Origin of the sequence: Sphingomonas sp. Sph1(2015) (assembly GCF_001970915.1) — a bacterium.
Taxonomy (GTDB): domain Bacteria; phylum Pseudomonadota; class Alphaproteobacteria; order Sphingomonadales; family Sphingomonadaceae; genus Sphingomonas; species Sphingomonas parapaucimobilis.
This window is the reverse complement of record NZ_MQUI01000049.1, coordinates 1-26529: the sequence shown is the minus strand read 5'-3', so window position 1 is coordinate 26529 and position 26529 is coordinate 1. Positions and strand designations below refer to the sequence as shown.

26 protein-coding genes and 1 tRNA gene are annotated in these 26529 nt (G+C 66.3%); 8 read left to right on the top strand and 19 right to left on the bottom strand.

Annotation, left to right across the window (positions count from 1 at the left end; genetic code table 11):
- Nucleotides 1-379: 379 nt before the first annotated feature.
- Both araD1 and BSZ14_RS15865 read right to left on the bottom strand, forming a co-directional pair.
- Entirely contained in the window at nucleotides 380-1372 is a 993-nt protein-coding gene (gene araD1 / locus BSZ14_RS15870) for an AraD1 family protein (protein ID WP_076711661.1), read from the bottom strand.
- A 71-nt stretch (nucleotides 1373-1443) separates the two neighbouring features.
- Complete coding sequence (locus BSZ14_RS15865; protein WP_076711660.1) at nucleotides 1444-2967, bottom strand: aldehyde dehydrogenase (NADP(+)); 1524 nt, start codon at nucleotides 2965-2967, stop codon at nucleotides 1444-1446.
- Nucleotides 2968-3116: 149 nt separating this feature from the next.
- On the opposite strand from BSZ14_RS15865, the gene BSZ14_RS15860 reads away from it, so the two are divergent.
- On the top strand, nucleotides 3117-3848 hold the full coding sequence (locus tag BSZ14_RS15860) for a FadR/GntR family transcriptional regulator (protein WP_076711664.1): 732 nt from the start codon (nucleotides 3117-3119) through the stop codon (nucleotides 3846-3848).
- Nucleotides 3849-4144: 296 nt separating this feature from the next.
- Here BSZ14_RS15860 and BSZ14_RS15855 read toward each other — a convergent pair whose 3' ends face one another.
- The 3 genes from BSZ14_RS15855 to BSZ14_RS15845 are packed head-to-tail and all read right to left on the bottom strand — an operon-like array spanning nucleotide 4145 to nucleotide 6983.
- Complete coding sequence (locus BSZ14_RS15855; RefSeq protein WP_076711659.1) at nucleotides 4145-5008, bottom strand: SMP-30/gluconolactonase/LRE family protein; 864 nt, start codon at nucleotides 5006-5008, stop codon at nucleotides 4145-4147.
- Nucleotides 5009-5037: 29 nt separating this feature from the next.
- Nucleotides 5038-5826 carry an SDR family NAD(P)-dependent oxidoreductase gene (locus BSZ14_RS15850; protein WP_089413669.1) on the bottom strand — a complete coding sequence of 263 codons (789 nt, stop codon included), beginning with the start codon at nucleotides 5824-5826 and terminating at the stop codon, nucleotides 5038-5040.
- A gap of 11 nt (nucleotides 5827-5837) precedes the next feature.
- A complete protein-coding gene (locus BSZ14_RS15845) occupies nucleotides 5838-6983 on the bottom strand; it encodes a fumarylacetoacetate hydrolase family protein (RefSeq protein WP_076711658.1) in 1146 nt (381 codons plus the stop codon).
- A gap of 182 nt (nucleotides 6984-7165) precedes the next feature.
- Here BSZ14_RS15845 and BSZ14_RS15840 point away from each other — a divergent pair, with 182 nt between their 5' ends.
- Nucleotides 7166-7540, top strand: a complete 375-nt coding sequence (locus BSZ14_RS15840) for an STAS/SEC14 domain-containing protein (protein ID WP_076711657.1) — start codon at nucleotides 7166-7168, stop codon at nucleotides 7538-7540.
- A 65-nt stretch (nucleotides 7541-7605) separates the two neighbouring features.
- Here BSZ14_RS15840 and BSZ14_RS15835 read toward each other — a convergent pair whose 3' ends face one another.
- Together BSZ14_RS15835 and BSZ14_RS15830 are read right to left on the bottom strand one after the other, a co-directional pair.
- Complete coding sequence (locus BSZ14_RS15835) at nucleotides 7606-9402, bottom strand: IlvD/Edd family dehydratase (protein ID WP_076711656.1); 1797 nt, start codon at nucleotides 9400-9402, stop codon at nucleotides 7606-7608.
- Nucleotides 9403-9415: 13 nt separating this feature from the next.
- Nucleotides 9416-10510, bottom strand: coding sequence for an aldose epimerase family protein (locus BSZ14_RS15830; RefSeq protein WP_198930539.1), 1095 nt, complete (start codon nucleotides 10508-10510; stop codon nucleotides 9416-9418).
- Between the two features lie 184 nt (nucleotides 10511-10694).
- Here BSZ14_RS15830 and BSZ14_RS15825 point away from each other — a divergent pair, with 184 nt between their 5' ends.
- The 3 genes from BSZ14_RS15825 (at nucleotide 10695) to BSZ14_RS15815 (ending at nucleotide 13936) form a co-directional block, all read left to right on the top strand.
- On the top strand, nucleotides 10695-12005 hold the full coding sequence (locus tag BSZ14_RS15825) for a sugar MFS transporter (RefSeq protein WP_042485817.1): 1311 nt from the start codon (nucleotides 10695-10697) through the stop codon (nucleotides 12003-12005).
- Between the two features lie 138 nt (nucleotides 12006-12143).
- Nucleotides 12144-12758 (top strand): DUF1826 domain-containing protein, encoded by a 615-nt coding sequence (locus BSZ14_RS15820; protein ID WP_076711654.1) that lies wholly within the window; start codon nucleotides 12144-12146, stop codon nucleotides 12756-12758.
- Nucleotides 12755-13936, top strand: a complete 1182-nt coding sequence (locus BSZ14_RS15815) for a DUF1624 domain-containing protein (protein WP_076711653.1) — start codon at nucleotides 12755-12757, stop codon at nucleotides 13934-13936. Before BSZ14_RS15820 ends, BSZ14_RS15815 begins: the two co-directional genes overlap by 4 nt.
- A gap of 72 nt (nucleotides 13937-14008) precedes the next feature.
- Here the strand turns inward: BSZ14_RS15815 and BSZ14_RS15810 are convergent, their stop codons facing one another.
- Genes BSZ14_RS15810 through BSZ14_RS15790 form a run of 5 tightly spaced genes read right to left on the bottom strand, consistent with a single transcriptional unit; the run spans nucleotide 14009 to nucleotide 18291 of the window.
- Nucleotides 14009-15184, bottom strand: coding sequence for a copper resistance protein B (locus BSZ14_RS15810; protein ID WP_076711652.1), 1176 nt, complete (start codon nucleotides 15182-15184; stop codon nucleotides 14009-14011).
- Nucleotides 15181-16950 carry a copper resistance system multicopper oxidase gene (locus BSZ14_RS15805; RefSeq protein ID WP_198930538.1) on the bottom strand — a complete coding sequence of 590 codons (1770 nt, stop codon included), beginning with the start codon at nucleotides 16948-16950 and terminating at the stop codon, nucleotides 15181-15183. The genes BSZ14_RS15810 and BSZ14_RS15805 overlap by 4 nt, the downstream gene beginning before the upstream one ends.
- A 43-nt stretch (nucleotides 16951-16993) precedes the next feature.
- Entirely contained in the window at nucleotides 16994-17557 is a 564-nt protein-coding gene (locus BSZ14_RS15800; RefSeq protein WP_076711651.1) for an RNA polymerase sigma factor, read from the bottom strand.
- 9 nt (nucleotides 17558-17566) lie between these two features.
- On the bottom strand, nucleotides 17567-18010 hold the full coding sequence (locus BSZ14_RS15795) for a periplasmic heavy metal sensor (RefSeq protein WP_076711650.1): 444 nt from the start codon (nucleotides 18008-18010) through the stop codon (nucleotides 17567-17569).
- Nucleotides 18007-18291: a hypothetical protein gene (locus tag BSZ14_RS15790; RefSeq protein WP_042485679.1), complete on the bottom strand. Its 285-nt coding sequence runs from the start codon at nucleotides 18289-18291 to the stop codon at nucleotides 18007-18009. Before BSZ14_RS15790 ends, BSZ14_RS15795 begins: the two co-directional genes overlap by 4 nt.
- Nucleotides 18292-18354: 63 nt before the next feature.
- Here BSZ14_RS15790 and BSZ14_RS15785 point away from each other — a divergent pair, with 63 nt between their 5' ends.
- On the top strand, nucleotides 18355-18777 hold the full coding sequence (locus BSZ14_RS15785) for a DUF6508 domain-containing protein (protein ID WP_139330492.1): 423 nt from the start codon (nucleotides 18355-18357) through the stop codon (nucleotides 18775-18777).
- A 25-nt stretch (nucleotides 18778-18802) separates the two neighbouring features.
- On the opposite strand, the gene BSZ14_RS15780 is transcribed toward BSZ14_RS15785, so the two are convergent.
- Together BSZ14_RS15780 and cpdR are read right to left on the bottom strand one after the other, a co-directional pair.
- Nucleotides 18803-18877, bottom strand: a tRNA-Val gene (locus BSZ14_RS15780).
- A 44-nt stretch (nucleotides 18878-18921) separates the two neighbouring features.
- The gene (gene cpdR / locus BSZ14_RS15775) at nucleotides 18922-19299 is read right to left on the bottom strand and encodes a cell cycle two-component system response regulator CpdR (protein WP_042485783.1); all 378 of its coding nucleotides are present in this window, start codon (nucleotides 19297-19299) and stop codon (nucleotides 18922-18924) included.
- 101 nt (nucleotides 19300-19400) lie between these two features.
- Between cpdR and BSZ14_RS15770 the strand changes: the two genes are divergently transcribed.
- Entirely contained in the window at nucleotides 19401-20258 is an 858-nt protein-coding gene (locus BSZ14_RS15770) for an N-formylglutamate amidohydrolase (RefSeq protein ID WP_076711648.1), read from the top strand.
- Between the two features lie 535 nt (nucleotides 20259-20793).
- Here BSZ14_RS15770 and BSZ14_RS15765 read toward each other — a convergent pair.
- The 5 genes from BSZ14_RS15765 to BSZ14_RS15745 form a co-directional block, all read right to left on the bottom strand.
- A complete protein-coding gene (locus BSZ14_RS15765) occupies nucleotides 20794-22008 on the bottom strand; it encodes a type II toxin-antitoxin system HipA family toxin (protein ID WP_076711647.1) in 1215 nt (404 codons plus the stop codon).
- The gene (locus BSZ14_RS15760) at nucleotides 22005-22610 is read right to left on the bottom strand and encodes a helix-turn-helix domain-containing protein (RefSeq protein WP_076711646.1); all 606 of its coding nucleotides are present in this window, start codon (nucleotides 22608-22610) and stop codon (nucleotides 22005-22007) included. Before BSZ14_RS15760 ends, BSZ14_RS15765 begins: the two co-directional genes overlap by 4 nt.
- A 487-nt stretch (nucleotides 22611-23097) precedes the next feature.
- Nucleotides 23098-23640, bottom strand: coding sequence for a cytochrome b (locus BSZ14_RS15755; RefSeq protein ID WP_076711645.1), 543 nt, complete (start codon nucleotides 23638-23640; stop codon nucleotides 23098-23100).
- A 4-nt stretch (nucleotides 23641-23644) separates the two neighbouring features.
- Nucleotides 23645-24418 carry a SapC family protein gene (locus BSZ14_RS15750; protein WP_076711644.1) on the bottom strand — a complete coding sequence of 258 codons (774 nt, stop codon included), beginning with the start codon at nucleotides 24416-24418 and terminating at the stop codon, nucleotides 23645-23647.
- A 76-nt stretch (nucleotides 24419-24494) separates the two neighbouring features.
- Nucleotides 24495-25919, bottom strand: a complete 1425-nt coding sequence (locus BSZ14_RS15745) for an FAD-binding oxidoreductase (RefSeq protein WP_076711643.1) — start codon at nucleotides 25917-25919, stop codon at nucleotides 24495-24497.
- A gap of 68 nt (nucleotides 25920-25987) precedes the next feature.
- Between BSZ14_RS15745 and BSZ14_RS15740 the strand changes: the two genes are divergently transcribed.
- Nucleotides 25988-26425: a hypothetical protein gene (locus BSZ14_RS15740; protein ID WP_083748298.1), complete on the top strand. Its 438-nt coding sequence runs from the start codon at nucleotides 25988-25990 to the stop codon at nucleotides 26423-26425.
- Nucleotides 26426-26529: the final 104 nt, after the last annotated feature.

Sequence of the window (26529 nt, the reverse complement as noted above, 5' to 3'; positions counted from 1 at the left end):
AAAGAGCCGACAACAAATACCGGCAACACCCCTTCACCCCGTTCCCAGGGCCTCAAGTGCGCCGATCTGTCGTAGCTGCACCGGTCAGTCGTTGCGACCACCGCTGCGGTGAAACCCCTCTAGGCGGGGTTGCCCCAAACCGTCAACAGCCGATTTTCATTTTTCCGTAAAAATCTGGCAAAACATATAATAATCAATGGCTTATTCGTCCCCGCTTTCCGCATCGGCGTCGGAACCATATGCCCATTGGAGCGTGCTTTCCCGAATCACCTACCCGAAAATTCGGGAATCACGCACAGAATCACAGCGCCGGACATGGCAGGGGCGCCCTCTCCCGCTGGAAAGGACGCCCCGATCATATGGCGAAGGGATCAGGCGTTCAGAGACGGCCGACCGTCACCGGCCGATCCTCGGTCCGCTTGAGCGGATTGGTGAGCGGCAGGGTGAAGGGTGCCGCCGCGATCTTGAACACATCGCCTTCCTGGGTACGGATACCGTCCGAGAAGGACAGCGTCGCCGTCCCGAAGAAGTGAACATGGACGTCGCCCGGGCGACGGAACAGCGCATATTTGAAATGGTGATGCTCGAGATTCGCGAGGCTGTGCGACATATTCGCCTCGCCCGAGAGGAACGGCTTTTCCCAGATGGTCTGGCCGTCGCGTGCGATCCTGCTGGTGCCCTCGATATGCTCGGGCACGTCGCCCAGCAGCAGTTCGGCGCCCAGTGCGGCGGGACGCAGCTTGGAATGGGCGAGCCACAGATAATTGTGACGCTCGGTCACATGGTCCGAAAACTCATTGGCCAGACACAGGCCCAGGCGATGCGGCGTGCCGTCCGGGCCGATCAAATAGATGCCCGCCAGTTCGGGCTCTTCGCCGCCATCCTGTGCAAAGGCCGGCATCTCGAGCGCGTCGCCGGGGCCGACCAACTGGCCGCCGTCACCCTTGTAGAACCATTCCGGCTGCTGGCCGACCTGGCCTTCGCCGGGCTTGCCGCCCTCGACGCCTTCCAGGAACATGCGCATCGAGTCGGTCTGGTGCGCGGCTGCGGCCGCGTCGCGGTGCATCTTGTCGCGCCCCTCGGCCGAGCCAAGATGGGTCAGGCCGGTGCCGGTCATGACGCAATGCGCGGGATCGGCGTGGTCGATCGGCGCGATCAGATGCCCCGCCGCCAGTTCGGCCGCGAGATCGACGCTCTCGCCCTGACCACAGGCCAGCGCGGTATCGAGCAGCGACTGGCCCTCGGCGATCGCGCGCTGGGCGAGCGCGATGACGCTCTCGACGCCCGGCACGAACGCGGCCTGGTCGCCGCGCGCCAGAATGACCGAGCGCGAGCCATTGGGCGCGCGGTGCTGCAACAGACGATCAGCCATGAAATCCTCCCCTAAAGTCTTTTGAACAAAAAAGGGGCGCGGACCCTGATCGGCCCGCGCCCCGTCATTCCTTAACCCGGCTGGCCATCGACCAGGCGGGGCAGCGTGCCCGCGGCTTCGTCCTTCAGATCCTGCGGCAACAGTGCGGCCGACAGGTTCTGGTAGGACACCGGCCGCAGATAGCGGTCGATCGCGAGGCTGCCGACCGAGGTCGTGCGCGCGTCCGAAGTCGACGGGAACGGCCCGCCATGGACCATCGCATGGGCGACCTCCACGCCGGTCGGCCAGCCATTGGCGAGGATCCGCCCCGCCTTGCGCTCGAGCACCGGCACCAGCCGCGAGGCCATGTCGGTATCGCCCTCATCCATCTGGATCGTCGCAGTCAGCTGGCCCTCGGCGGCCTTGAGCACGGCGATCAGTTCCGCCTCGTCGCGGCAGCGGACCAGAATCGACGATGCGCCGAACACTTCATGGCCCAGCGTTTCGTCGGCGAGGAATGCCTCGGCCGTGGTCTGGAAGAAGGCGGCGCGACCGGCGGTGATGCCCTCGCCCACCTTGCCCTGCGCGACCGTCTCGACCTTGTCGTGACCGGCGAGCGCCTCGGTGCCCTTCGTATAAGCCGCGTGGATGCCCGGCGTCAGCATGGTCTGCGCCGCCGCCTCGGGCAGCGCGGTGCGCGCGGCCTCGACGAACGCGTCCAGACCCTCGCCCTCGATCGCGAGCAGCAGGCCCGGATTGGTGCAGAACTGGCCTGCGCCCATGGTCAGCGAACCGACAAAGGCGGTGCCGAGCGCGCTCCCACGCGCCTTCAGCGCCTCGGGCATCAGCACGACCGGGTTGATGCTCGACATTTCGGCATAGACGGGGATCGGAACCGGGCGTTCCTGCGCGATCTTGACCAGCGCCAAGCCACCTGCGCGCGAGCCGGTGAAACCGACCGCCGCAATGCGCGGATCACGGACCAGCGCGGCACCCAGTTCGTTGCTCGGGCCGGTCAGGTGGCTGAACACGCCCTTGGGCAGGCCGCAGGCTTCCACTGCCCGTTCGATCGCGGCGGCGACCAGTGCGCCGGTCTGCGGATGGGCGGGGTGACCCTTCACCACGACCGGGCAACCGGCGGCCAGCGCCGACGCGGTGTCACCACCGGCGGTCGAGAAGGCGAGCGGGAAGTTCGACGCGCCGAACACCGCAACGGGACCCAGCGGCACCATGCGCAGGCGCAGGTCGGGGCGCGGCAGCGGCTGGCGGTCGGGCATGGCGGGATCGATGCGAACCTGCAGATAGGCCCCGGCGCGCAGCACCTTGGCGAACAGGCCCAGCTGGCCGACGGTGCGGCCCCGCTCGCCCTCCAGGCGCGCGCGCGGCAAGCCGCTCTCGCGCATCGCCGCCTGGATCAGGTCGTCGCCGATCGCCATGATCTCGGCACCAATCTTGTCGAGGAACGCGGCACGCTCCTCGCGCGAGGTGGCGCGATAGACGTCGAACGCCTCCTCTGCTGCGGCGCACGCCGCCTCGACATCGGCGGGGCCATGGACCGCGAAAGCGTCGCCCACCGGCTGGCCGGTGGCGGCGTCGATCGAACGGAAATCGGTCATAGGGGAAGCTCCTTTATATTACTCCGACATATTAGTTTGACGGAGCGATGGCAATGTTAAAGGTTGTGGGTAAGGATGGGGGCGGAGAGGTACGATCGATGAGTGACAGCATGACGAACGGCGACGCGCCGCCCGAAACCATCGGAGACATGGGGTCTGACGAGGCCGCCCCCAAGGCCCGGCGCGGCACCGGCCGCCGCCTGCACGGCGCGATCGCGCACAAGCTGGGCGCGGCGATCGTCTCGGGCGAGTATCGGCCCGGCGACACGCTGTCGGGCGAAGTCGCGTTTTCCGAAGCGCTCGACGTGTCGCGCAGCGCGTACCGGGAAGCGGTGCAGGTGCTGAGCGCCAAGGGGCTGGTCGAAAGCCGACCCAAGACCGGCACGCGTGTCCTGCCGCGCAGCCGCTGGAACCTGCTCGACCCCGATGTGCTGGCCTGGGCCTTTTCGGGCGAGCCGGACATCCATTTCGTGCGCAGCCTGTTCGAACTTCGCGCCATCGTCGAGCCTGCCGCCGCGCGGCTGGCGGCCGAGCGCCGCGACAAGATCGATCTGAAGGAGATGCGCGACGCCCTGGGGGCGATGCGCCGCCATACGCTGGCCACCGATGCGGGGCGTGCCGCCGACCGCGATTTCCACAATGCGGTGCTGGCCGCGACGCGCAACGACGCGCTGGTCGTGCTGTCCGCCAGCATCGGCGCGGCGGTCGCCTGGACCACCCAGTTCAAGCAGCGGTCGCGCGCGCTGCCCCGCAATCCGGTGCCCGACCATGTGAAGGTCTATGACGCGATCGCCGCGGGCGATGTCGAGGCGGCGGGAGAGGCGATGCGGCTGCTCGTCGATCTGGCGCTGGAGGATACCCGCAGCGCGATGGAGGGATAGAAGGCCCGCCCCCGTGAAAGGAGCGGGCCACCCGAGACGCCGGGTTCGGGAAAGGGGTTGTCGGGCGGTGATCGACATTCTGTATCGCCTTTCTCTCCCTCGCCCCTCTCCGAGGGGAGAGGGTTGCGCAGACTTGGCCTTTGCCAAAGCAAAGGCTTAGTCGGAGCTGGGTGAAAGGTGAGCGCGCAAAGCGCGCGCGAGCCTTTGGCTCGCTCAACCCCTCACCCAAGCTGCGCTAGCCAGCACGCTGGCAAGCTCCGCTAACCCTCTCCCCTGTCCAGAGGAGAGGGGAGAGTTCAAACCGCCGCGCGGTGCAGCGGCTTGGCGGGCACCTCGACCCGGAAGGTGAAGATATCGCCCGCCTGGACCTGCTCGGCCAGCTGCTCCTCCGACAGGCCCTGCCGCGCCGTCGTAGCATAGGCGGTGCGGCCATCGGGGCCGCCCAGCGCGATCTTGGTGATGTTGGAGACGGGGAAGCGCACCTCGTCGGTCATCACCCCGTCCGGGCCATAACGCCGCGCTGCCCAGCCGCCGTAGAAGCCGACCCACACGCCGCCCTCGGCATCGCAGATCGCGCCATCGGGATGGCCATCCGCATCGCCGAAGCGCGCGAACTCGGTCGCGGGGCCGAGCGTGCCGTCACCCAGGATCGCATGCGCCAGGATCACCTTGCCCAGCGTATCGACATGATAGAGCGTCGAGTCGTCGGGCGAGATGGCCGGGCCGTTGGTGATGCACACCGCATCCGCGCTGGTCGGCGTAACCAGCCCTGCGGCCCATTGAAACAGACGGCCCGACAGCGAGGTCTCGTCATTGTCCATCGTGCCGAACCAGATGCGTCCCTGTCCGTCGACGCACGCATCGTTCAGGCGATTGGCGGGCAGATGCGTATCGACCTCGGCCAAGCGCCCGAACGCGCCGGTCGAGGGATCGAAGTGATGCGGCCCGGACTTCAACCCGGCGACGAAACCACCGCGCTGCGCCGGTACGACCCAGCCGACCATTTCGGGCGAGGCCCAGTGGTCGAGCGTGCCGGCGGCCGGATCATGGCGGTAGATGCGCTGCTGCTTGATATCGACGAACCACAGCGCGTCATCGACCCAGATCGGGCCTTCGCCCAGCGTCGCACCCACGGTCAGGCAATGTTCGGCCTGCTGCATCACTCTCTCCTATGCTCTCGCCCGGTTCGTTACCGCCAACCGGCGTCGATGAAATAGTCGTGGCCGGTACACATCTTCGCATCGTCCGAGGCGAGGAACAGCACCAACGCCGCCACGTCCGACGGCTGGATGCGTCCGTCCAGGCACTGGGCCGCGACGATCTCCGCCTCGCCTTCGGGGGTGTACCATTTTTCCTGGCGCGGCGTCTGTACGTTGCCCGGCACGATGGTGTTCACGCGGATATTCTCGCGCCCCAGATCGCGGGCCAAGCTGCGGGTCAGCCCCTCGATCGCGGCCTTGCAGGTCTGGTAGAGGACCAGATCGTTGAGGCCCAGATGCCAGCTGATCGACCCGAAGTTCAGGATCGCGCCGCCCCCTGCCCGCTTCATCGCGGGGATCACCGCCTGCGCGGCGAAGAACTGGTGGCGCAGATTGACGTTCAGCCGCTCGTCCCAATAGGCCGGGGTGACCTCCTCGATACTGTGGCGATCGTCGTTGCCCGCATTGTTGACCAGGATGTCGACGCCGCCCAGCGCCGCTTCCAGATCGGCGAAGACCGCCTTCAGGCTATCGAGATTGGTCAGGTCGCAGTGCCGCTGGATCGGCGCATGGCGCGCATCGGGGGTCAGCCGGTCGACGAGCGCCTGGGCCGCGTCCTCGGCGATGTCGACGAAGGCGACGCGCGCGCCCTGCGCCACGAACGCCTCGACCAGCCCCTCGCCGATTCCCGAGCCGCCGCCGGTCACGATGACGCGCTTGTCGATCAGGCTGGGGTAGCGCGCGACCAGATCGGTCGCGGCACTGGTCTTCTGCAACATGGAAGTCTCCGTCACAACAGGCCGCGCCGGGCCAGGTTGCGCATCAGGTCGCCCAGACCAAAGGTCCAGGCAGGGGCATCGGCCGAGGTCATCACCGGATTGACCAGCGTGCCGAGGCGCGGATTGGTGATGACGACGGTGTCGCCGACCTTGTGGGTGAAGCCGCGACCCGGCTCGTCACGGTCCTGGGTCGGCGCGAACAACGTGCCCAGGAACAGCACGAGGCCGTCCGGGTAATGATGCTCGCTCAGCGCCTGGCCGAGCAGGTCCTCGGGATCGCGGCTGATCTGGTCCATCGAGCTGGCGCCTTCCAGCACATAGCCGTCGGTGCCGGTGATGGTCAGCTTGACCTCGCTCGACCGTACATCGTCCATGGTGAAGCCGTCGTCGAACAGGCGGACGAGCGGCCCGAGCGAGCAGGACGCGTTATTGTCCTTCGCCTTGCCGAGCAGCAGCGCCGAGCGCCCCTCGAAATCGCGCAGGTTCACGTCGTTGCCCAGCGTCGCGCCGACCGCACACCCATGCGCATCGGCGACCAGCACGACCTCGGGCTCCGGGTTGTTCCAGGTCGAGTCGGAACGGACGCCGACCGGCATCCCCCAGCCGACCGTCGACAGGACCGGCGACTTGGTGAAGATCTCCGCATCCGGGCCGATCGCGACCTCCAGATATTGCGACCACAGGCCTTCGGCGATCAGCGCGTCCTTGAGCTGCGCCGCCTCGGGCGAGCCGGGCACGACCGAGCGGATGTTACCGCCCAGCGCCGCTTCCAGCGTGCCGCGAAGCCCCGCCGCCTTGGCATGGTCGCCGCGCGCGCGCTCCTCGATCACCCGCTCCAGCGCGGACACGGCGAAGGTCACGCCCGCCGCCTTCACGCATTGCAGGTCGATCGGCGACAACAGCCGGTTGGCCGCGCCCGCATCCGGCGACAGGTTCAGGTCGGCCAGTTCGCCCAGCGCCTCGCCCCGAGCCGCCTCGACCGTGCCGTTCGCCAGCAGCGCCGAGACGGTGGGGGCCACGCGGCTCATGTCATAGACCTGGCCATTTTCGACCAATATGGGGCAAGGCCCCTCGCCCCGGTCGATCCGACCGACGAAGCGCCCATTGCGCCAATCGTCCGGCAAAGCGACCATCAGGTCGATAAGATTGCTGGCCATATTTCCTCTCTACACATTTGTTAGCGGTATCGATCGCCGTCCGTTTCAGGTCAAGAGGGCCTGGGGGGCCTGCCCCGGTCTGGATAGCCCGGCGATTGCCGGATGTTCAAATGCCGCGCATTTCCGTCTAGGGTCGGACAACGGGCGTCGCCCCCTCGGCGGCGCCATCACACAGGACTCGCATGCGCATCGAAGATCCCGCGTTCACCGTTGCGTTGGACGATCGGTACATTATCCACGTCCGCGCGCATGGCCTTTGGACGCCCGAGATCGCCGATCGCTACTGGCGCGCCTTTCAACCGTTCCTCGACGAATCGCGCCGCCATCTGGGTCATGCAAAGGCGTTGATCGACCGGCGGGGTGCGCCCGTCATGCCGATGGCCATGGTTCAGGCCATGCGCCAGGGGATCGTGGCGCATTATCATGCCGATGACCGTCTGGCCCTGGTCGTCGATTCCAGCCCGCTGAAACTTCAGATCCGCAAAACCTACCCGCTCGCGCATCTCGACGCCTTCCTGTCGTATGATGCCGCCCTGGCCTGGTTGCAGAATCACTGACGTCGGCGGGTCGACCGGCCGGGCAGGATGATCCGCCCGGCCGGTCGCCTTCGTCAGTGCCCGTATCAGTGATTGTCGCGCGGCAGGCCCTGGGTCTGGGCGATGCGCTGATACTTCTCGGCCCCCTCCAGGATCGCGCCGGTCGACATCTGGCCAACCACCGAACGCTGGATTTCCTGCCACGGGGTCTGCGACGCGGGGTACTTATACCCGCCTGCCGCCGCCAGCGTCTTGCGACGCTCGGCCAGTTCCTCCTCGGAGATGAGGATGTTGGCGCTGCCCGTGTTCAGGTCGATGCGCACCCGGTCGCCGGTCTGGATCAGCGCCAGGCCGCCCATCGCCGCGGCTTCCGGGCTGGCGTTCAGGATCGAGGGCGATCCGCTCGTGCCCGACTGGCGGCCGTCACCGATGCAGGGCAGCGAATGCACACCCTCGGTGATGAGGTACGCGGGCGGACGCATGTTGACGACTTCCGCCGCGCCCGGATAGCCGATCGGGCCGGCGCCGCGCATGAACAACAGCGTCTCGGGCGTGATGCCGGTCGCGGGATCGTCGATCCGGTGGTGATAATCCTCCGGCCCGTCGAACACGACCGCCGGACCTTCAAAGGCATTGAGGTCGTCCGGGTTGGACAGGTAACGCTCGCGGAATTCCGGCGAGATCACGCTGGTCTTCATGATCGCGGCATCGAACAGATTGCCCGACAGGACGATGAAGCCCGCTTCCTCGACCAGCGGCTGGGCGAAGGGACGGATGACCTTTTCGTCCTCGATCGCAACGCCGCGGCAATTCTCGCCCATGGTCTTGCCGTTGACGGTCATCGCGCCTTCGTGGATCAGGCCCTGCTCGATCAGCTGGTTGACCACGGCGGGCACGCCGCCCGCACGGTAATAATCCTCGCCCAGATATTCACCGGCGGGCTGGAGGTTCACGAGCAGCGGCACCTTGTGCCCCTCGCTCTCCCAGTCCTGCACGGGCAGGTCGACGCCGATATGGCGCGCGATGGCGGCGAGGTGGATCGGCGCGTTGGTCGAGCCGCCGATCGCCGAATTGACCTTAATCGCGTTGTGGAACGCGTCCTTGGTTAGGATGTCGGAGGGCTTCAGATCCTCGTTCACCATCTCGACGATGCGCTTGCCGGTCAGATAGGCGACTTCCTGGCGATCGCGATAGGGCGCGGGGATCGCGGCCGAGCCGGGCAGCGACATGCCGAGCGCCTCGGCCAGCGAGTTCATCGTGGTCGCGGTGCCCATGGTGTTGCAATAGCCGGTCGAAGGGGCCGACGACGCGACCAGGCGGATGAACTCCGCATCGTCGATCTCGCCCGCCGCCAGCATCTGGCGCGCTTTCCAGACGATGGTGCCCGAGCCGGTGCGCTCGCCCTTGTGCCAGCCGTTCAGCATCGGGCCGACCGACAGCGCGATCGCCGGGATGTTGACCGTCGCGGCCGCCATCAGCATCGCCGGGGTCGTCTTGTCGCAACCGATCGTCAGCACGACGCCGTCGAGCGGATAGCCGTACAGCACCTCGACCAGCCCCAGATAGGACAGGTTGCGGTCGAGACCGGCGGTCGGACGCTTGCCGGTTTCCTGGATCGGATGGACCGGGAATTCCAAGACGATGCCGCCCATCTCGCGCACGCCCTCACGCACCCGCTCGGCCAGCACCAGATGGTGGCGGTTGCAAGGGCTGAGATCGGAGCCACTCTGCGCGATGCCGATGATCGGCTTGCCCGACTGAAGCTCCTCCAGCGAGAGGCCGAAGTTCAGATAACGCTCCAGATAGAGCGCCGTCATGTCGATATTGTCGGGATTGTCGAACCAGGCGCGGCTACGCAGCTTCTGGGTGGGCGTGTCGGTCATGTCAGGCTTTCGGTCAGCGAACGGTGGAGAAGCGATAGATCATGGTATGCCGATAAGGCTTACCCGGATCGACGCGCGGGGAGACGAAGGACGGCTTGTTGGGCGAGTCCGGGAATTTCTGCGGCTCCAGGGCGATGCCGTCACCCATGCGGTACAGATGGCCCTTCTTGCCGACATAGGTGCCGTCGAGGAAATTGCCCGTGTAGAATTGCACGCCCGGCTCGGTCGACAGCACTTCGAGCACGCGGCCCGAGGCGGGATCCTCCAGCCGCGCGGACAGCTGCGGCATGGCGGTCAGCCCCTTGTCGAGCGCGAAGTTGTGGTCATAGCCCTGACCGTAGCGGATCTGCTGGTCGTTGCCGTCGCGGATACCGTCGGCGACGACGCGGGGTGCGCGGAAATCGAACACAGTGCCCGCGACCGGCTTCAACTCGCCGGTCGGGATCAGCTTGGCGTCGACCGGAGTGAAGGCGGCGGCCGGGATAGTCAGCTTGTGGAAGGTTGCGCCCAGCGGCGAACCCTCGCCGTTCAGGTTGAAGATCGCGTGGTTCGTCATGTTGATGACGGTCGGCTTGTCGGTCTTCGCCTCGAACGCGATGGTCAGCGCCCCCGCCTCGTCCAGCGAATAGGTGACGGTGGCATCGACCTTGCCGGGATAGCCTTGGTCGCCGTCAGCGCTGGTCAGCGCCAGCACCACACTGGCGGTGGGGCCGTCCTTCATCGACACGATCTTCCACAGATTCTTGTCGAAGCCCTTGGCCCCGCCATGCAGCGAGTTGACCTTGTCGTTCAGCGGCAGCTGATAGCTCTTGCCGTCAAGGGTGAAGCGGCCATCGGCGATGCGGTTGGCGAAGCGACCGACCGTCACGCCGAAGAAATTGGGATGATTCACATAGTCTTCGGCCTTGTCATAGCCGAGCAGGACGTCGGCCAGCTTGCCGTCGCGGTCCGGGGCCATCACCGATTGCAGCGTCGCGCCGTAAGTCAGGACGCGCGCCGACAGCCCGGCCTTGTTGGTCAGGGTCACCGTTTCGATGGCGCCGCCCTCTGCCGCATAGCCGGCGGGGGCGCGTTTTGCCTCGCTCGCAAGAGCGGCCGTGGATGTCATTGCGGAGGTTACCGCTACCAATGTAAGAAAGCTCTTGATTGATGCCATCGACATGCCTCACCCTTTCGTCGCCAGACGCCATTGACGCGCCTTTTGCGTCACTATAGTCAGACAAAATATCAGGAGCAAGCCGGTCAACGAACATCTTTTGATGATGTTCACCGGCGCGAAGGAGAGGATTGCAATGGCCGCACCCGTCACGTCCCGCGCCACCGGCGCACAGCCTGTCGGGGGAGGGACGAGCAATTACGGATCGGCGCTGACCCTACTGGCCAGCCTGTTCTTCATGTGGGGCTTCATCACCGTCATCAACGGGACGCTGCTGCCCCACCTGCGCAGCGTGTTCGAGCTGAGCTATTTCCAGGCCTCGCTGATCGAGAGCGTCTGGTTCATCGCCTATTTCTTCGCCTCCATCCCCTCTGCCAAGCTGATCGAGAAGATCGGATACCAGAAGTCGCTGGTGACGGGTCTGCTGATCATGGCGGCGGGCGCGGTCGGCATGATGCTGGCGGCCTCGCTGCCCTCCTACGGCGTCACCCTGCTGATGCTGTTCGTGATCGCCAGCGGCATCACGCTGCTCCAGGTCGCAGCCAACCCCTATGTCGCGGTGCTCGGCCCGGCGGACACGGCGTCGTCGCGGCTGAACCTCGTCCAGGCGATGAACTCGATGGGCACGATGCTGGCCCCGCTGTTCGGCGCGTATCTGATCCTCGGCCGGTCGAAGGGCGGTACGGCGGAAGCCGGTAGCGCCGCGCTGACCCAGGCCGAACGCCTGGCCGATGCCCATGCGGTCGTCCTGCCCTATGGTCTGGTCGCGGTCGTGCTGGTCGTCCTCGCCCTCGTGATCGCGCGCTTCCCGCTACCTGCCATGGGTTCGGCGACCAGCCGCGTCGCCAAGGAGGATCGCAAGAACCACTCGCTGTGGAAGCATCGCAACCTGGTGTTCGGCATCGGAGCGATCTTCATCTACCTGATCGCCGAGATCGGCGTCGGCAACCTGTTCGTCAACTTCGTCAGCCGCCCCGACATCGGCAACATGACCACCGAGGCGGCGGGTCGCTACCTGACCCTGCTCTGGGGCGGGATGATGGTCGGCCGCTTCGTCGGCTCGGCGATCATGCAGAAGGTGCCCGCGGGTGCCGTGCTGGCGGTCTTCTCGATCGGCGCGTTCGTCGTGATGCTGGCGACCGTGTTCACCACCGGCCATGTCGCCATGTGGTCGCTGATCCTGGTCGGCCTGTTCCACTCGATCATGTTCCCGACCATCTTCACGCTCGGCATCCGTGGCCTCGGCCCGTTGACCGAGGAAGGATCGGGCCTGCTCATCATGGCGATCGCGGGCGGCGCCCTGGTCGCGGTGCATGGCTGGCTGGCCGATCATTATGGCCTGCAGCAGTCGTTCCTGCTGACCGCGGTGTGCGAACTCTACATCCTGTTCTATGCGCTCTGGGGGTCGAAGCCGACCAACGCCTTCCCGGACGAAGAGGCCGCGTAAGTCGCGGACACCGGAAAGACGCCAAGGGGGCGGTGCCGCGAGGTGCCGCCCCTTTTGCTTTGTCCGGACAACGGCTTTCGTTATCGGGGCCGATCTGGTAATGTTACACTGTAACACGAACGATCGAAGTTGCTTTGCATGATCCCGACGGCCGATACCGCCACGATTCTACCGCCTGCGCCCCTGCCCGATCACGTCCGTATCGACAGCGATTCCGCCGTGCTGGCGACGATCGACCAGCCGCAGGTGACGCTGGCGGTCTGGGAACGTCCCACGCCCCTGCCAAAGCCCGACCTTGAGGGTTTCCCCACGATCCGATTCGCGGCGGCCATGCCATCGGTCGCGGCGGGCGTGCGCGAGGCGCTGGGCGCCCTGCCCTCCCGGCCTTGGCACGAGACGCTGGCCGCCGATGCCGCACGGCTGGCGATGTTCTATGCGACCTGGACCGGCGAGGAACGGGTGGAGGTGCGGATCGAGCGCGTCACGGGCAATGGCTGCTGGAAATTCCACGCCGACTATGTCGGGCTGCGGCTGATCACCACCTATTGCGGCCAGGCGACCCAGTGGCTGCCGCTGGGGGCGACCGACGAGACCGCGCCGCGCGCGCTGTCGGCGGGCGATGTCGGCCTGTTCAAGGGGCGCGAACGGGCGGGCGACCGGGCGATCATCCACCGCTCGCCGCCGATCGCGGGGACCGGCGAGGACCGGCTGCTGCTGGTCATCGATGCCCCCTGGCCGGAGGCGGAGGCATGACCAGTCTGACCCTGCCCCACGACGCCGTGCGCAGGGCTACCCCGCCCGTCGCCGCCGCCGCACGACTGGCGAGCATCGACGCGGTGCGCGGGCTGGTCATGGTCATCATGCTGCTCGACCATGTGCGGGACACTTTGTGCACGCATTGGGCGGTCGGCGATCCGATGGACGCACGCCTCGTCGCCCCCGCCCTGTTCTTCAGCCGGACGCTGGCCTCGCTCTGCGCGCCGACCTTCATCGCGCTGACCGGCCTGTCGGCCTGGCTCTATGGCCAGACGCACAGCCGTGCGGAGACCAGCCGCTTCCTGCTGACGCGCGGGCTGTTCCTGATGCTGCTGGAGCTGACTTTGGTCGGCTTTGCCTGGTCGGCGCAGTTCCCGCCACAGACCATCTGGTTGCAGGTGATCTGGGCCATCGGCGTGTGCATGATCGCGCTTGCCGGGCTGATCCATCTGCCGCGCGGCACGATGGCGGCGATCGGACTGGCGATCGTGGCGGGGCATAACCTGCTCGACCCCATCAGTTTCTCGCCCGACAGCCCCTGGTTCAAGCCCTGGGCACTGATCCACAAGCGCAGCGCGTTCGAATGGATGGGGATCACCGTCAAGACGACCTATCCGGTGCTGCCATGGATCGGCGTCATCGCGCTGGGCTATGCGATGGGGCCGTGGTTCACGCGTCCGGCGGAGGAACGGCGGCGCTGGCTGACGTCCCTGGGCATCGGCATGATCCTGGCCTTCATCCTGTTGCGGGCGATCAACGGCTATGGCGATGCGCCCTGGACGCCGGTGCCCGGCGATCCTTTGCGCAGCGTCATGAGTTTTCTGGCGCTGACAAAATATCCGCCGTCCCTGCTGTTCCTGCTGTCGACCCTGGGCGTCGCGGCCCTGTTGCTCGCCCTGTTCGAGGGACGGAGCGGCCCGGTCACCGCCAGGTTGATCGTGATGGGCGGCGCGCCGATGGGCTTCTACCTGCTCCACCTCTATGTGCTGCGCGGCCTGTATCTGGGCGCGGTGGCGATCTGGGGCACCAATCAGGGACAGGTCTTCGGCCTGCCCTCGGTCGGGGCGATGTGGCTGGTCTATCTGCTGCTGATCGTGCCGCTCTATTACCCGACCCGGTGGTTCGCCGACCTGAAGCGCCGCCGCCGGGACCTGCGCTGGCTGCGCTATTTCTAGGCCGGATCGACATTCAGCCCCCCCTCAACTCCTCCCCTTCCAGGGGAGGAAACAAATGAATGTCGATCCGTCCTAGAACCAGGTCCGGATACCCAGCGCCAGCGCGGCCCCGCCGCCGCTGGCAGGGCCATAGCGGCGTTCCCAGTTCACCCCGACATAGGGCGCGAACTCTCGCGCGATCTCGTAGCGCAGGCGCAGACCCAGTTCGAGGCTGGAGACGCCCGCTGCGATCCGCTGGTCGGGCACGTCCTGCGCGGCGAAGTTCACCTCGATGCGCGGTTGCAGGATCGCGCGCTGGGTGAGGCGCTGGTCGATCCAGGCTTCGGTCCGGGCGAGCAGTTCGCCCTTGTCCGACAGGAACAGCGCGCCCTCGACATCGAACCAATAGGGGGCCAGCCCCTCGACCCCGACCACGGCATAGGTCCGCCGCGCCCCTGTTCCGATATCCTGCCGCACACCCGCCTGCAAATTCCAATAGGGATCGATCGCCCTGGAATAGAGCGCCTGCACCTCCGCCGGGCCGATCCGGTCGTGGAACGTCCCCTCGCCCTCGCTCTTCACGACCAGCCGGTGGATGTCGCCGCCGAACCAGCCCTCCCCGTCCCAGCGATAGCCGTCGCGTCCGTCGCGGACCTGCACCTCGGCCAGGTTGAACAGGATCTGCGAGAAGCGCATGCCCCCATGCTCCATCCGCATCTGCCGGTCGGCGACGGCCATGGCGGCAGGGTTGTAGAAACGGTCGGCGGCGCGATCGGTCGGGGCCGGAGGGGGTGGCGCATTACCGACCGCCCCCTGCCCCGGTGTCATACCCGCCATCGCACCATGATCCATGGCCATGCCGGGCATCGCCCTATGATCGATCGAAGCGTCCGCGTCCGGCGCGTCATTCGCCGGGGCGGCCAGTTTGCAATGCCCCATCGCTGCATGTTCCGGGGGGCAGGAGCCCGCCATCGTCGACATGGCCCCCATGCCCGGCATCGCACCGTGATCCATGGCGGCGGGCGCGTCCGTCGGCTTGCAATGGCCCATGGCGGCATGTTCGACCGAGCACGTCGCCGCCCGGGGCTTGGTCGTCGCTTCAGCCTTGCGAAGCGCACGGCCACGTCTGGCCGCTTTGCGGGCGGATTTGGCCGGTTTCGCCTTCGGTTTCGCCGCAGGCGCCATGGTCATGCCGGGCATCGTCATGCCGGGCATCATGTCATGTCGGTGCTGCGGTTCGGCGAGCAGCAGCAGCGCAAAGGGGATCATGCCGCCGCTCCCTCGTCCGCGTCACGCCGGACGGTGACGACCTGCATCATTCCGGCATGCATGTGATAGAGCATGTGGCAGTGGAACGCCCAGTCGCCCTCGGCATCGGCCGTCAGGTCGAACGTCGCGGTGCCGCCGGGTGCGACATTGACGGTGTGCTTGCGCGGGGCATGGTCGCCATGGCCCGTCACCAGCTCGAAGAAATGGCCGTGCAGATGGATGGGGTGCGCCATCATCGTGTCGTTCACCAGCGTCAAGCGCACCCGCTCGCCCAGCCGGAACGGGATCGGCGCGGTCACGGCGTTCAGCTTCACCCCGTCGAACGCCCACATATAGCGCTCCATATTGCCGGTCAGATGGATGGTCAGCGCGCGCGACGGCGTGCGGGTGTCGGGATTGACCCTGGCGCTCGTCAGGTCGCGATAGGTCAGGACGCGGTGGCCGACATCGGTCAGCCCCTGCGGCGGTTCGCCGGTACGGTCGACCGGCATCGGCGCAACCGTCTGGACCACGGGCGTGCGCGGCAGGCCCGGCGCGTTGGCGAAGTCGCGCATGTCGTGGCTCATCGTGCCATGGTCCATTTGGGGCGCGGCACCCGGCTGGCAATGCCCCATCGCGGCATGCTCCGGCGAACAGCCACCCGCCATGGCGCCGTGGTCCATGCCGCCCATCCCCATATCCTTCATCGTCGCCAGCGGCCGGGGGCGCAGCGCAGGGACGGGCGCGGCCATGCCCGCCCGAGGGGCGAGCGTGCCCCGCGCCATGCCCGATCGATCCCAGGTCTCGGCGACCAGCGTATAGGCACGCTCCTCACTCGGCGTGACGATCAGGTCATAGGTCTCGGCCACCGCGATCTGGAGTTCGTCGACCGTCACCGGCCGGACATCCTGTCCATCGGCCTGCACGACGGTCAGCGTCAGGCCGGGGATGCGAATATTGAAGTTGGTCATCGCCGAGGCGTTGACCAGCCGCAGCCGCACCCGCTCGCCCGGCGCGAACAGCCCGGTCCAATTGTCCGCCGGACCATGACCGTTGACCAGATAGCGATAGGTCGAACCCGTCACGTCGGACACGTCGCTGGGGTCCATCCGCATCCGGCCCCAGTCCAGCCGTTCGCGCAACGGCTGGTCCTTGCCCGCCAGCAGCCCCGTCAGCGTCTGCTTCTGATAGTTGAAATAGCCGCCCTGCATCTTCAACCGGCGAAAGATCGCATGGGGGTGAAGCGGGCTGTGATCGGACAGCAGCACGACATGCTCGCGGTCCGAGGCGATGGGGTCGGTTCCGGCGGGATCGATCACGATCGGGCCGTACAGCCCCTCCTGCTCCTGAAGCCCCGAATGGCTGTGATACCAATAGGTCCCGGCCTGGACGATCGGGAACTCATAGGTGAAGCGCCCGCCCGCCGGGATGCCCGGAAAGCTGATCCCCGGCACCCCGTCCATCTGGAAGGGCAAGAGCAGCCCATGCCAGTGGATCGAGGTCTCCTCGTCCAGCGCATTGACCACGGTGATCCGCACCCGCTGCCCCTCGCGCAGGCGGATCAGCGGGGCGGGGGCCGATCCGTTGATGCCGATCGCATGATAGGGCTTGCCGTCGATCATCATATGCTGGCGTGCGATGGTCAGGGTGATGTCGGGGCCGGTCAGCGTGGCGCGCGGCGAGCCCCCATGCTTCTGTGCCCAGGCAGGCATGGCGGCGAGGGTGGTCAGGCCGACGCCCCCGGCCAGAAGGTCACGGCGGCGCATCGCGGTCGTCTGGTCGATCATGCCCCTTATACGCATGGGGGCGGCCCTCCCCTCACCCGGCCCCTCACCCCGTCTGCTCGCGCAAGGCGGCACGGGCGCGGCGGATACGCAGCTCGACCGCCTTGCCGCTCAGGCCCAGCGCCTCGGCCGCCTCGGCCTGGCTCAATCCCTCGACCGCGCACAGGATCAGCGGCTCGCGCAAAGACGCGGGCAAGGCATCGAGCGCGGCCAGCGTACGGGCCAACGAATCCCGCTCGATCGCCGCTGCCTCGGCCCCGATCCGATCATCCGCCACCTTGGCCGCCGCCTCGACCGGCAGCACCCGCGCCAGCATCGCGCGCACCCGCCGCCGCCGCGCCCAATCGCGGCATTTGTTCAGCGCGATGCGGCTGAGCCACGCGCGCAAGCTCCGCGTCTGGTCGAACCGGCTCAGCGCGCCATGCGCCGCGACGAAACTCTCCTGCACCAGATCGAGCGCCTCCTCGGCGTCGCGGACCTGCGCCAGGATCAGGCGATACAGCGCCGCCTTGTGCCGCGTGACGATCGCAGCATAGGCGCCCGGCCGCCCGCCCATGGCCAGCGCGACCAGATCGCCGTCCGCCAGCCCCGCCAGATCGCGCTCCCCCATGCGGCTTCGCTATCGGCCTGTGTCGGTCAGCTTGGCCGCCACGAGCCGGTCGAAGGTCGCCGCCTGGTCGGGGCGAAGGACTCTGCGCATCGCAAAGACATGCGCGAGCGTCGCCTTTTGCAGATCGCCCATGCTGTGATGCACCGCATCGATGGCGCGGCGCACCTGCGGCCCGTCGCGATGCTCGACCTCGATCGCGGCGGCCAGCCGGGCATTGTCGCCGCGCAGCCGCGCCTCGAGTGCCGCGCGTTGTACCGCGAACCGCCCCTCCAGCCGGTCGAGCGCGATCCGCTGCCCCGGGTCGAGCGCGATGTCGCGGTGGACCAGCATATGGATGTCGCTCGCCTGTGGTACAGCGGGCATCAGCAACCGGCACCCGATCGCTACCCCCGCCAGCGCCGCGACGAACGCGATCGCCAGCGTCAGCAAGTTCCGCCGCACCGCGCCGCTCATCGGCCGAGCAGCAGGGTCGAGGGAGCCAGTCCCGTATCGAGGGCTGCTATCGCCACCGGCCGCTCCCGCGCCTCGCTCCGTCCAGCCACCACCCCGCCGCCGACGATCCCCAGCATCAGCGCCGCACCGCCTGCCAGCGCCAGTCCCCGGACCGACAGGCCGCCCGTGTCCGACGCCCCCGCATCGATCGCGGTGGCCACGCGCCACTCCAGCTGGTCCAGGGTCGCGGGCGGGGTGCTGTGCGCCAGTCGGGCGAGATCGCGGTCGAATGGATCGGTCATGATGAACCTATACGCAAAAACGGTGGCCGCCCCTCATCAAGCGGATAGGATCAGCATATGGACATGGCCACGCTTCGCAACATCGCCGCTTTCGCCCCCATCCTGGCCGCGCCCGATTTCGTGACGGGCGCATGGACCGAACCCCGTCGCGCTGCCGAGGGGGTCATCACCATGGCCTGGTTCAATCTCTCCGAGCCTGCCTCCGCCTTTGTCGCGGCCATAGCGACCGAGGATATCGCGGCCCATTACCGCAAGCCAATGAACGAAGAAGCGCGCGCCGCGCTGATCCGCATGGCCGAGCACCCCGGGGCGATCGCCGGTGCGAGCATCGACCAGATCGCCTGGATCCTGACGTTCCTGCTGCGCGCCGATCGTTTCTCGGAAGGATCGCTGGCGCGAGCGTTCGACACCGGCCTGATGCGCGCCATCGCCGAACGCGCGGTGATTCTCAGCGACAGGGACCGGAAAAACCAAAAACCCCGCTAAGCCGTTGGCCTAGCGGGGTTTTCGATGGTGGGCGTGGCAAGGATTGAACTTGCGACCCCTGCGATGTCAACACAGTGCTCTACCACTGAGCTACACGCCCGCCGGAGGCCGGGCAATTAGCAGTTTCGGCGGGGCTGGCAAGCCCTAAATCGCACCATCGGCCGATTCTTTTGCAAAAAGTCGGTCTACCTCCATCACCAGGTCGCGCAGGTGGAAGGGTTTGGACAGGACGCGGGCGTTGGGAACCGCCTGCCCCGCCTTCAGCGTGACCGCCGCAAAGCCGGTGATGAACATCACCCGCAGGTCGGGGACCAGCGAAGCCGCGCGCTGGGCCAGTTCGATGCCGTCCATTTCGGGCATGACGATATCGGTCAGCAGCAGGTCGAAGCGCTGGCTCTCCAACAAGGGAAGCGCCGCCGTGCCGCGATCGACCGCCGTCACCCTGTAGCCGGACCGCGTCAGCGCCCGTGTCAGATATTCGCGCATGACCTCGTCGTCTTCGGCCAGCAGGATATGGAACATCGCGTCATCCCGATTCATGTTGAAGGGCAGCTTAGCGGCGGCGCGGTTAAGATTTCCAGACCATTGCCCCTGTCCGATTGCCGCCATAGGATCGCGGGACAATGGCCAGCCCGAGCTTCGGCGCATCCTTTCAGAGCTTCGGCGATCCGGTGCCCCTGGGGCCGGTGGTGATCTCGGTGCCGCATGGCGGGCGCGCCTATCCGCCGGACCTGATCGCGGCGCTGCGGGTGCCGATCGCCGCCGTGATGGGGCTGGAGGACCGGCTGATCGATAGGGTCGGCATGGCGGCGCGGGGTGACGAGCCGATGCTGGTCCAGCATATGCCGCGCGCCTGGATCGACCTGAACCGTGACGAGCGCGAACGCGATCCCCTGATCGACGAGGGCGCGCGGATGGCGCCCCGCGCCTCGACCAAGCTGCGCAGCGGGCTGGGCCTGGTGCCGCGCCGGGTGGCGGGGCATGGCGATATCTGGATGCGGCGCTTCACCGATGCGGAGATCGTCCAGCGGATCGAGGCGGACCACCGCCCCTATCACCACGCGCTGGCGGAGCGGCTGGCGGCGGCGCGGACGCGGTTCGGGTTGGCGGTGCTGCTCGACCTGCATTCGATGCCGCCGCTGGGGGCGCCGGGGCTGGTGCCGCGCATCGTCATCGGCGACCGGCATGGCACGACGGCCGCCACCCGCTTCGTCCGCAGGATTGAGGCGGAGGCGCGTGGGGCTGGCTTCCCCGTCACCCGCAATGCGCCTTATGCCGGGGGTTATATCGTCGAGCGGCATGGCGATCCGCGACGCGGCATTCACGCCATCCAGCTGGAACTCGACCGCTCGCTCTATCTCGATGCCGCGCTGGAGGCGCCGGGGCCGGGCTTCGACGCGACGGTCACGCTGGTACGCCGCATCCTGTCCGCGCTCGCCGCCGAAGCGCTGGGCCAGCCCGCCGCGATGGCCTCGGAATAAAAAACCGCCTCGCGCAAGGGGGAAGAGCGCGAGGCGGCCAAGGTTCAGGGAGGAGACACGCTGAAAGCGTGTCATACGACATCGCGAAAGGGGGGACACGACGTCGTACAGGATATAAATAAGAAGGGGCCTATTTGGTTCAACCCCAGCACGGGCGTTTCGTCATTTTTTCGTAACGGGTGGTGGCGGAACCGATGAACGCCCCCTCCGCAGGCGTTGGGAGATGGCCCGCGATGTCGCTCCGTAAAATCCGATTCTTACCGTTTGCCCGTCTCCGGCCCGTCATTTTGGGAAAGGGCAATCGGGAACGGGTATTGGGAAAGGGCGTGTCTCGGACGGCTTTCACCATGATCGCCTCGAAGGCCGTCCCGCCATATGTTCCCAATCGAGACGGCGAGTGCCGACCAACTTTTGCCGTTCAACGCCGCGGGCGTTAAGGACCGCTCCTGCCGCAACCAGCCGTAGCTGCCCCATCAAGCCCTTCTGCCGCAGCGTGCCAAATGTTTCGATGCAAGCACATTCTGCTGCGGTTGATTCAAACTGCGAGGCGCTTTCTGTGCTTTTCGATTGCGGCAATGACCTCACCCGAGAAGGGGAGATGCGTCTTCTCCTGCTCCCAAAGCTCGTCAAACCGCTCTACTGTTTCTTTCGCCGTCGAGATCACCAGATGCGACGGCAGCCGCGCTTTGTCGGCGATCGTCTCCAGTTCGCGGTAGGTGAAGGACTCCCATGCGCGTGACCGATGAAATTTGAGGGCGGCATCCTCCTCAGGGATATAGGCAACGGTCGAGAGAAGATCATAGGCTGGTGCCAAGACAGGTCGGCGCTGATCGGGATAGATCAGTGACCAGTTCTTCAGATGCATGTCGCCATTGCCGATCAGCACGGAGTAGGTGAGCCGACGAATGAATTCGACCGAGCTTGCCTCATCGGCTTCGATTGCGAGCACCGACAAAATTTGGCGGTAGCTCGCATTCTCATATTTGTCGTCGGCATAGACACCGTAGACTTGCGCGAAATCCTCGATGTGGACGGGTCCGGCATCGGTCCGGTCGAAACGGCGTATGGCATAGGCCGACGCCCCGTATCGGGTGATCCCATCGGGCAATCCGTCGATTGTTTCGAGCGGCAGAAGATCGATGTCGGGGACATCGATCCCGAGCTTCGAGGCCAAGCTCATGGCGGCGAATTCGTTTTCCGGAACGTCGGGATGACGGGCTGACGGCAGTTTGACGATCCAGTCGCCGCCCGTGCCGCTCACCGGAATGGTGAGGCCACCATTCTTGCCCCTGTTCTTCAAGGCTGAAAATTTGAGCTGAACGCCAGCGAGCGAGAAGCGCAGTGCGCGTTTGGCTTCCGCTGCAACGCCTTCTTCGTCTGCGTCTTCAGGCTGCACGTCACGCGCCTCGACGGGCACGGCCTTGACTGCGCCTGGCAAGTCTCCGCCAAGCTGCGCGAGAAGGAGATATTCGCGCACGGACTTAACACCGGCGCGCCGCGCAAGATAATTGCGCAGGGTTCCTTCGGGCAAAAGGTTCGAGAAGAACGGTTCGATCTGTGTTTGATAGGCGCGAGGCGCATTGATGATCGCGCCATATTGGTCACGATAGGCAAGCGAGAGCGTCGGGCGATCTTCGTCGGCGAGATAGGCCTCGTCGAACGTGAAGATGCTGCGATCGCCATCGAGGCGCGCAAGCGTCCCGATACGGCGATCATGCAGAAGTATGGCGAGAGCGGCTGCGTCAATCATGCGTCATCCTCCTCCAGCCGGTAAGCAGGAAGCTGGCGTGCAGCCTCGATCAACGGCGCATGATGCACCTGAATGTTGCGGAAATGCCGGAGAGCCGAAGTGGCGTCCTCGATGCGTTTGGCGAGAGTCGCCACCCCGCCCTGCGTATCGATGATCGTCTTCAGCCGCTTTGCCGGCTGCAAGGCCTCGTCGAGGGCTTTGAGTTGGGCTGCATCGAATTGCAGTCTGGGGATGCTCCGAATTGCATTCTGGAAGCCGTCAAGCTGAGGCAGGTCTGGGAAATTTGCTTTGATCCGTTCTGCGATTTGCGCCTGTTCGTTGAGCAAGCGCACTGCGCGGCTTGTTTCGACGGTCGTGCCATGCGCGCGCACCGCTCCCTGAACGGCGGGCAAAGCCTTGCGCGGCACGAGCGTGATCTCAAGGTCGAGCGCGCGTGCGATTTCGACAAGGCTAGAAAGTTTGAGATCAACCGTGCCTTTTTCGATTTTGGAGATATGGCTTTGGGGCAAGCCAACGCGCTGCCCCAGCTCCTTCTGGGTTAGTGCCTTTGCGATACGTGCCTCACGGACACGCGCTGCTATCTCCTCAATTCCCGCACTCATTTATATATCCTGGCATATATTTTTATAGTGTTATATGCTTAAGCATATCAAACAGCACGGCGAACGCAATCATATATATGCTTAAGCATATCCTCTTTGAGGGTTATATGTTTCAGCATATGCATATTGCCGTTTTGCGCGGCTTTTGCCCCGCCTGACCAATGATCCGGAGAGAAGTAGAAGCCGTTAGAGAGGGCTTGGCTCCCGACGTAGCGGAAATGGCAGCTCGGGGCTAAAGACGCTTTAGAAGTGACCGCTTTCGGCATACGCGAACGATCCCAGTTGCAATGCGGAACGGCAGCTAGAGTCGAAAACGATCAACTCTGCTCACCCCTCCCCTGAAGGGGAGGGGCTAAAACCGTGCAATGCTGATCGCTTTCAACTCTAAGTCCCACATCACGCCATTCGGGATTATGGAACGCGTCCCGCTATTCCATCCTTTCCGGAATAGACTGGGGCGCTTCACCAGAAATCCCGACCGGGACCCTCAGCCCCGCCGGAAACTCATCCGGGCGAGCAGGCCGTCGCGCAGCAGGAAATGGTGGCGCAGCGCCGCCACGACATGGATCAGCACGAGCGCCAGCATGACCCAGCCGAGGATCTCATGCGCCTCATGCCCGAGGCCGGCGGCGGCCTTGCCGATGGGCAGGGGCGGCACGTCGAACAGCCCGAACCAGCTGACGGGACGCGGCACGTCGCGGCCGGAGCCCATCGCCCAGCCGGTCATCGGCATGGCGATCATGAGGAAATAGAGCGTGGCGTGGAGCGCATGGGCGCTTCCCCGCGCCCAGCCCGGGATTTCGGCGGGCAGCGGCGGCGGGCGGTGGCCCATGCGCCAGACGATCCGTGCCGCGGTCAGCGCCAGCACGGTCAGGCCGATCGCCTTGTGCAGCGGAATGGTGCCGGGCAGCAGGCTCTCATGGAGCAGGCCGATGGCGAGGTTCGCCGCAACCAGGGCCGCGATCGTCCAGTGAAAGACGATCGCGACCTGGCTGTAGCGCGGACTGGCGGAAACGACCGGCCCGCGCATGGGATCAGCCGACCGGCTGGAGCTGCGGCTGCGGCATCTTGCCCAGCTGCGCCTGACGGGCGAAGATGTCGCGCATCAGCGAGAGCGAGAAGAGGTGCGCATAGAGCAGCGGGAGCATGCCCGACTGGCTCATCTTGCGCAGCTGGTCGCCGCGCAGGTCGACCAGCTTTTCCTCGTTGATCATCTGGAAGCCGCGATAGACGAAGGGCTGCTCGGCGCCGTCCGGCTGGATCGAGACTTCGCCGTCCATCAGCAGACCCATTTCGCCCAGTTCCTTCATGAAGTTCTGGGTGCGGGCGCCCGCCTGTTCGAACGATTCGTTGAACTGGAGGATGTTCTTGGTCAGCTCGCTCGGCTGGTTGCCGTCGAACAGCGACTCGCCGTCGTCGAACGCGCCGATCGTCGGCGAGGTCGGATCGAAGCACAGCGACAGCTCTTCCGATTCCGGACGCAGGCGCGCCAGCATGTACGGATAGCGGCGGATATAGGCGGGGACGTAGAAGTTCGTCTCGGTCAGGCGGCCTTCGTCATCGACGAAGACGTTCACGCCCTCGTTCAGGCCCATCAGCGCCAGCGGGATCGGCTGGTCGCCGACCGAGAAGACGATCGGCATGAAACGCTGCACCAGCGGGAATTCATCGACGGTGACGGGGATGGCGTGCTGGCCGACCAGGAAGGGCGCGGTCTCCTGCGGGCGAACCTTGTAGTTCGCATGAGCCTCGCTCGAAAGCGGCTCCAGGCCGTTGTAGAAAAGCGGAAGGGACGGCGCGCTCGCCATGATATTCTCCAAAAAACTTGAACCACACGAGCCCCCCGGCCGCGTGTCCTGGCCCCGTGTCTATGGGCCTAGCGCCTCATGCGCAAGCGACGAGCTTGCCGGGATTGAACAGACCGTGCGGATCGAGCGCCGTCTTGATGGCGCGGATCGCCGCGACCCGCTCGGGCGAGAGGCGGGCGAGTTCATCGCGCTTCATCTGGCCGATGCCGTGCTCGGCCGAAATCGTGCCGCCCGCCGCCGTCACCAGGTCATGGACGAAGCGGGTGATGGTCGCGGCCTCCTCGGCATAGAAACGGTCGCGGTCGGTGCCGGGAGCGGCGCGGACATGGAAATGGATATTGCCGTCGCCCAGATGCCCGAAGCCCGAGGCATGGGTGCCGGGAAAACGCGCATCGCACGCCCCCGCCGCCTCGACCATGAAGCGCGGCATGGCGTCGACCGGCACCGCGATGTCGTGCTGCACCGCCGGACCGAGCGCCCGCTCGGCATCGGAGAGCGAATGACGGAGCAGCCAGAAGGCCTGTCCTTGTGCTTCCGAGGCCGCGATCACCGCATCGGCGGCGACTCCGTCCTCCAGCGCCCGGGCCAGTTGCGCCTCCAGCATCGCGGCGGGGTCGGCATGGGCATCGCCCGTGACCGCCTCGATCAGGATGTGCCAGGGATGCGTGCCCTCCAGCGGCGCGCGCGCGCCGGGCAGATGCGCGACGGCGGCGGCCAGGCTTTCGGCGGGCATGATCTCGAAGCTCTCGATCATGTCGCTCGCCGCCTGCAACCGTCGCAGCAGGGTCAGCCCCGCCGCCGGATCGGCCAGCCCGACCCAGGCGGTCGCCGACCGCACGATCCCTGGCGCCAGCCGCAGCGCGGCGGCGGTGACGATGCCCAGCGTCCCCTCCGCCCCGACCAGCAACTGGCCGAGATCGTAACCGCGATTATCCTTCTTCAGCGCCGACAGCCCGTCATAGAGCGACCCATCGGGCAGCACCGCTTCCACGCCCAGCGTCAGCCCGCGCATCGTGCCGAAGCGCAGCACCTGCGTACCCCCCGCATTGGTCGAGACGAGGCCGCCGACCGTCGCATTGCCTTTCGCCCCCAGGGTCAGCGGGAAGCGCATCCCCTCCGCTTCGGCGGCGGCGTGGAGGTCGGCCAGGATCACGCCCGCCTCGGCGACGACCATGCCCGCGCCCGTATCGATACGCCGGATGCGATTCATCCGCCGGGTGGAGAGGATCAGCGCCGATCCGTCCGCGGGCGGCGTCGCGCCCCCGACCATCGAACTGTTCCCCCCCTGCGGCACCAGCGTCACCCGGTATTCGGTCGCCGCGCGCAGCACCGCCTGCACCTGGCCTGCGTCGGCGGGGGCGAGGATCGCGGGGGCATGGCCGGAAAAGCGGCGGCGCCAGTCCACTTCCCATGGCGCGATCAGCGCGGGGTCGGTGACGATGCCCTTGTCGCCCAAAATGGGGCTCAGAGCCTGAAGTATTGCGGTCTGGGCGGGAGTCATGACGTGGGTCAGTTAGGTCAGGTTCATAAAGCGTTCAATCATGCGCCCTATGAAGGGACCCTGCTGACATGCTGCGCCGCCATCGAAACCTTGCCGCCATCGCGCTGATGACGCCCGCCCTGCTGGGCGCGAGCGATCGGCGCGAATCCGTGCATTATGCGCAGGTCGTCATTCGCGAGCGCGTCGTCATCCGCGTCCCCCGTGCCGCATCGGCGCCCGTCACCCCGATCCGTTGGAAGGAGCGCAAAGGCCCCCGCTGCATCGCCGCCCAGGATTTGGCGGGCGCGCTGCCCGCCGAGGAGGGCGCGGTCGATATCGTGCTGACCGGCGGCAAGCGGGTGCGCGCCCGGCTGGTCCGCGCCTGTCGCCAGCTCGATTATTATTCCAGCTTCTATATCCGCCCCGGCCCCGACGGCCGCATTTGCGCCGACCGCGACCCGATCCGCACCCGTGCGGGCCGTACCTGCGAGATCGAGCGGTTCCGTAGCCTGGTTCCGGTTCGCTGAATCGGTTCTGCCGACGGGGTTAAGCTGGAAAATCCGTTCGAATGGAATTTCTACCGCGCCACAAGCACGCCCCTCCCGCAGGCGGGAGGGGCGTGCTTGTGGGG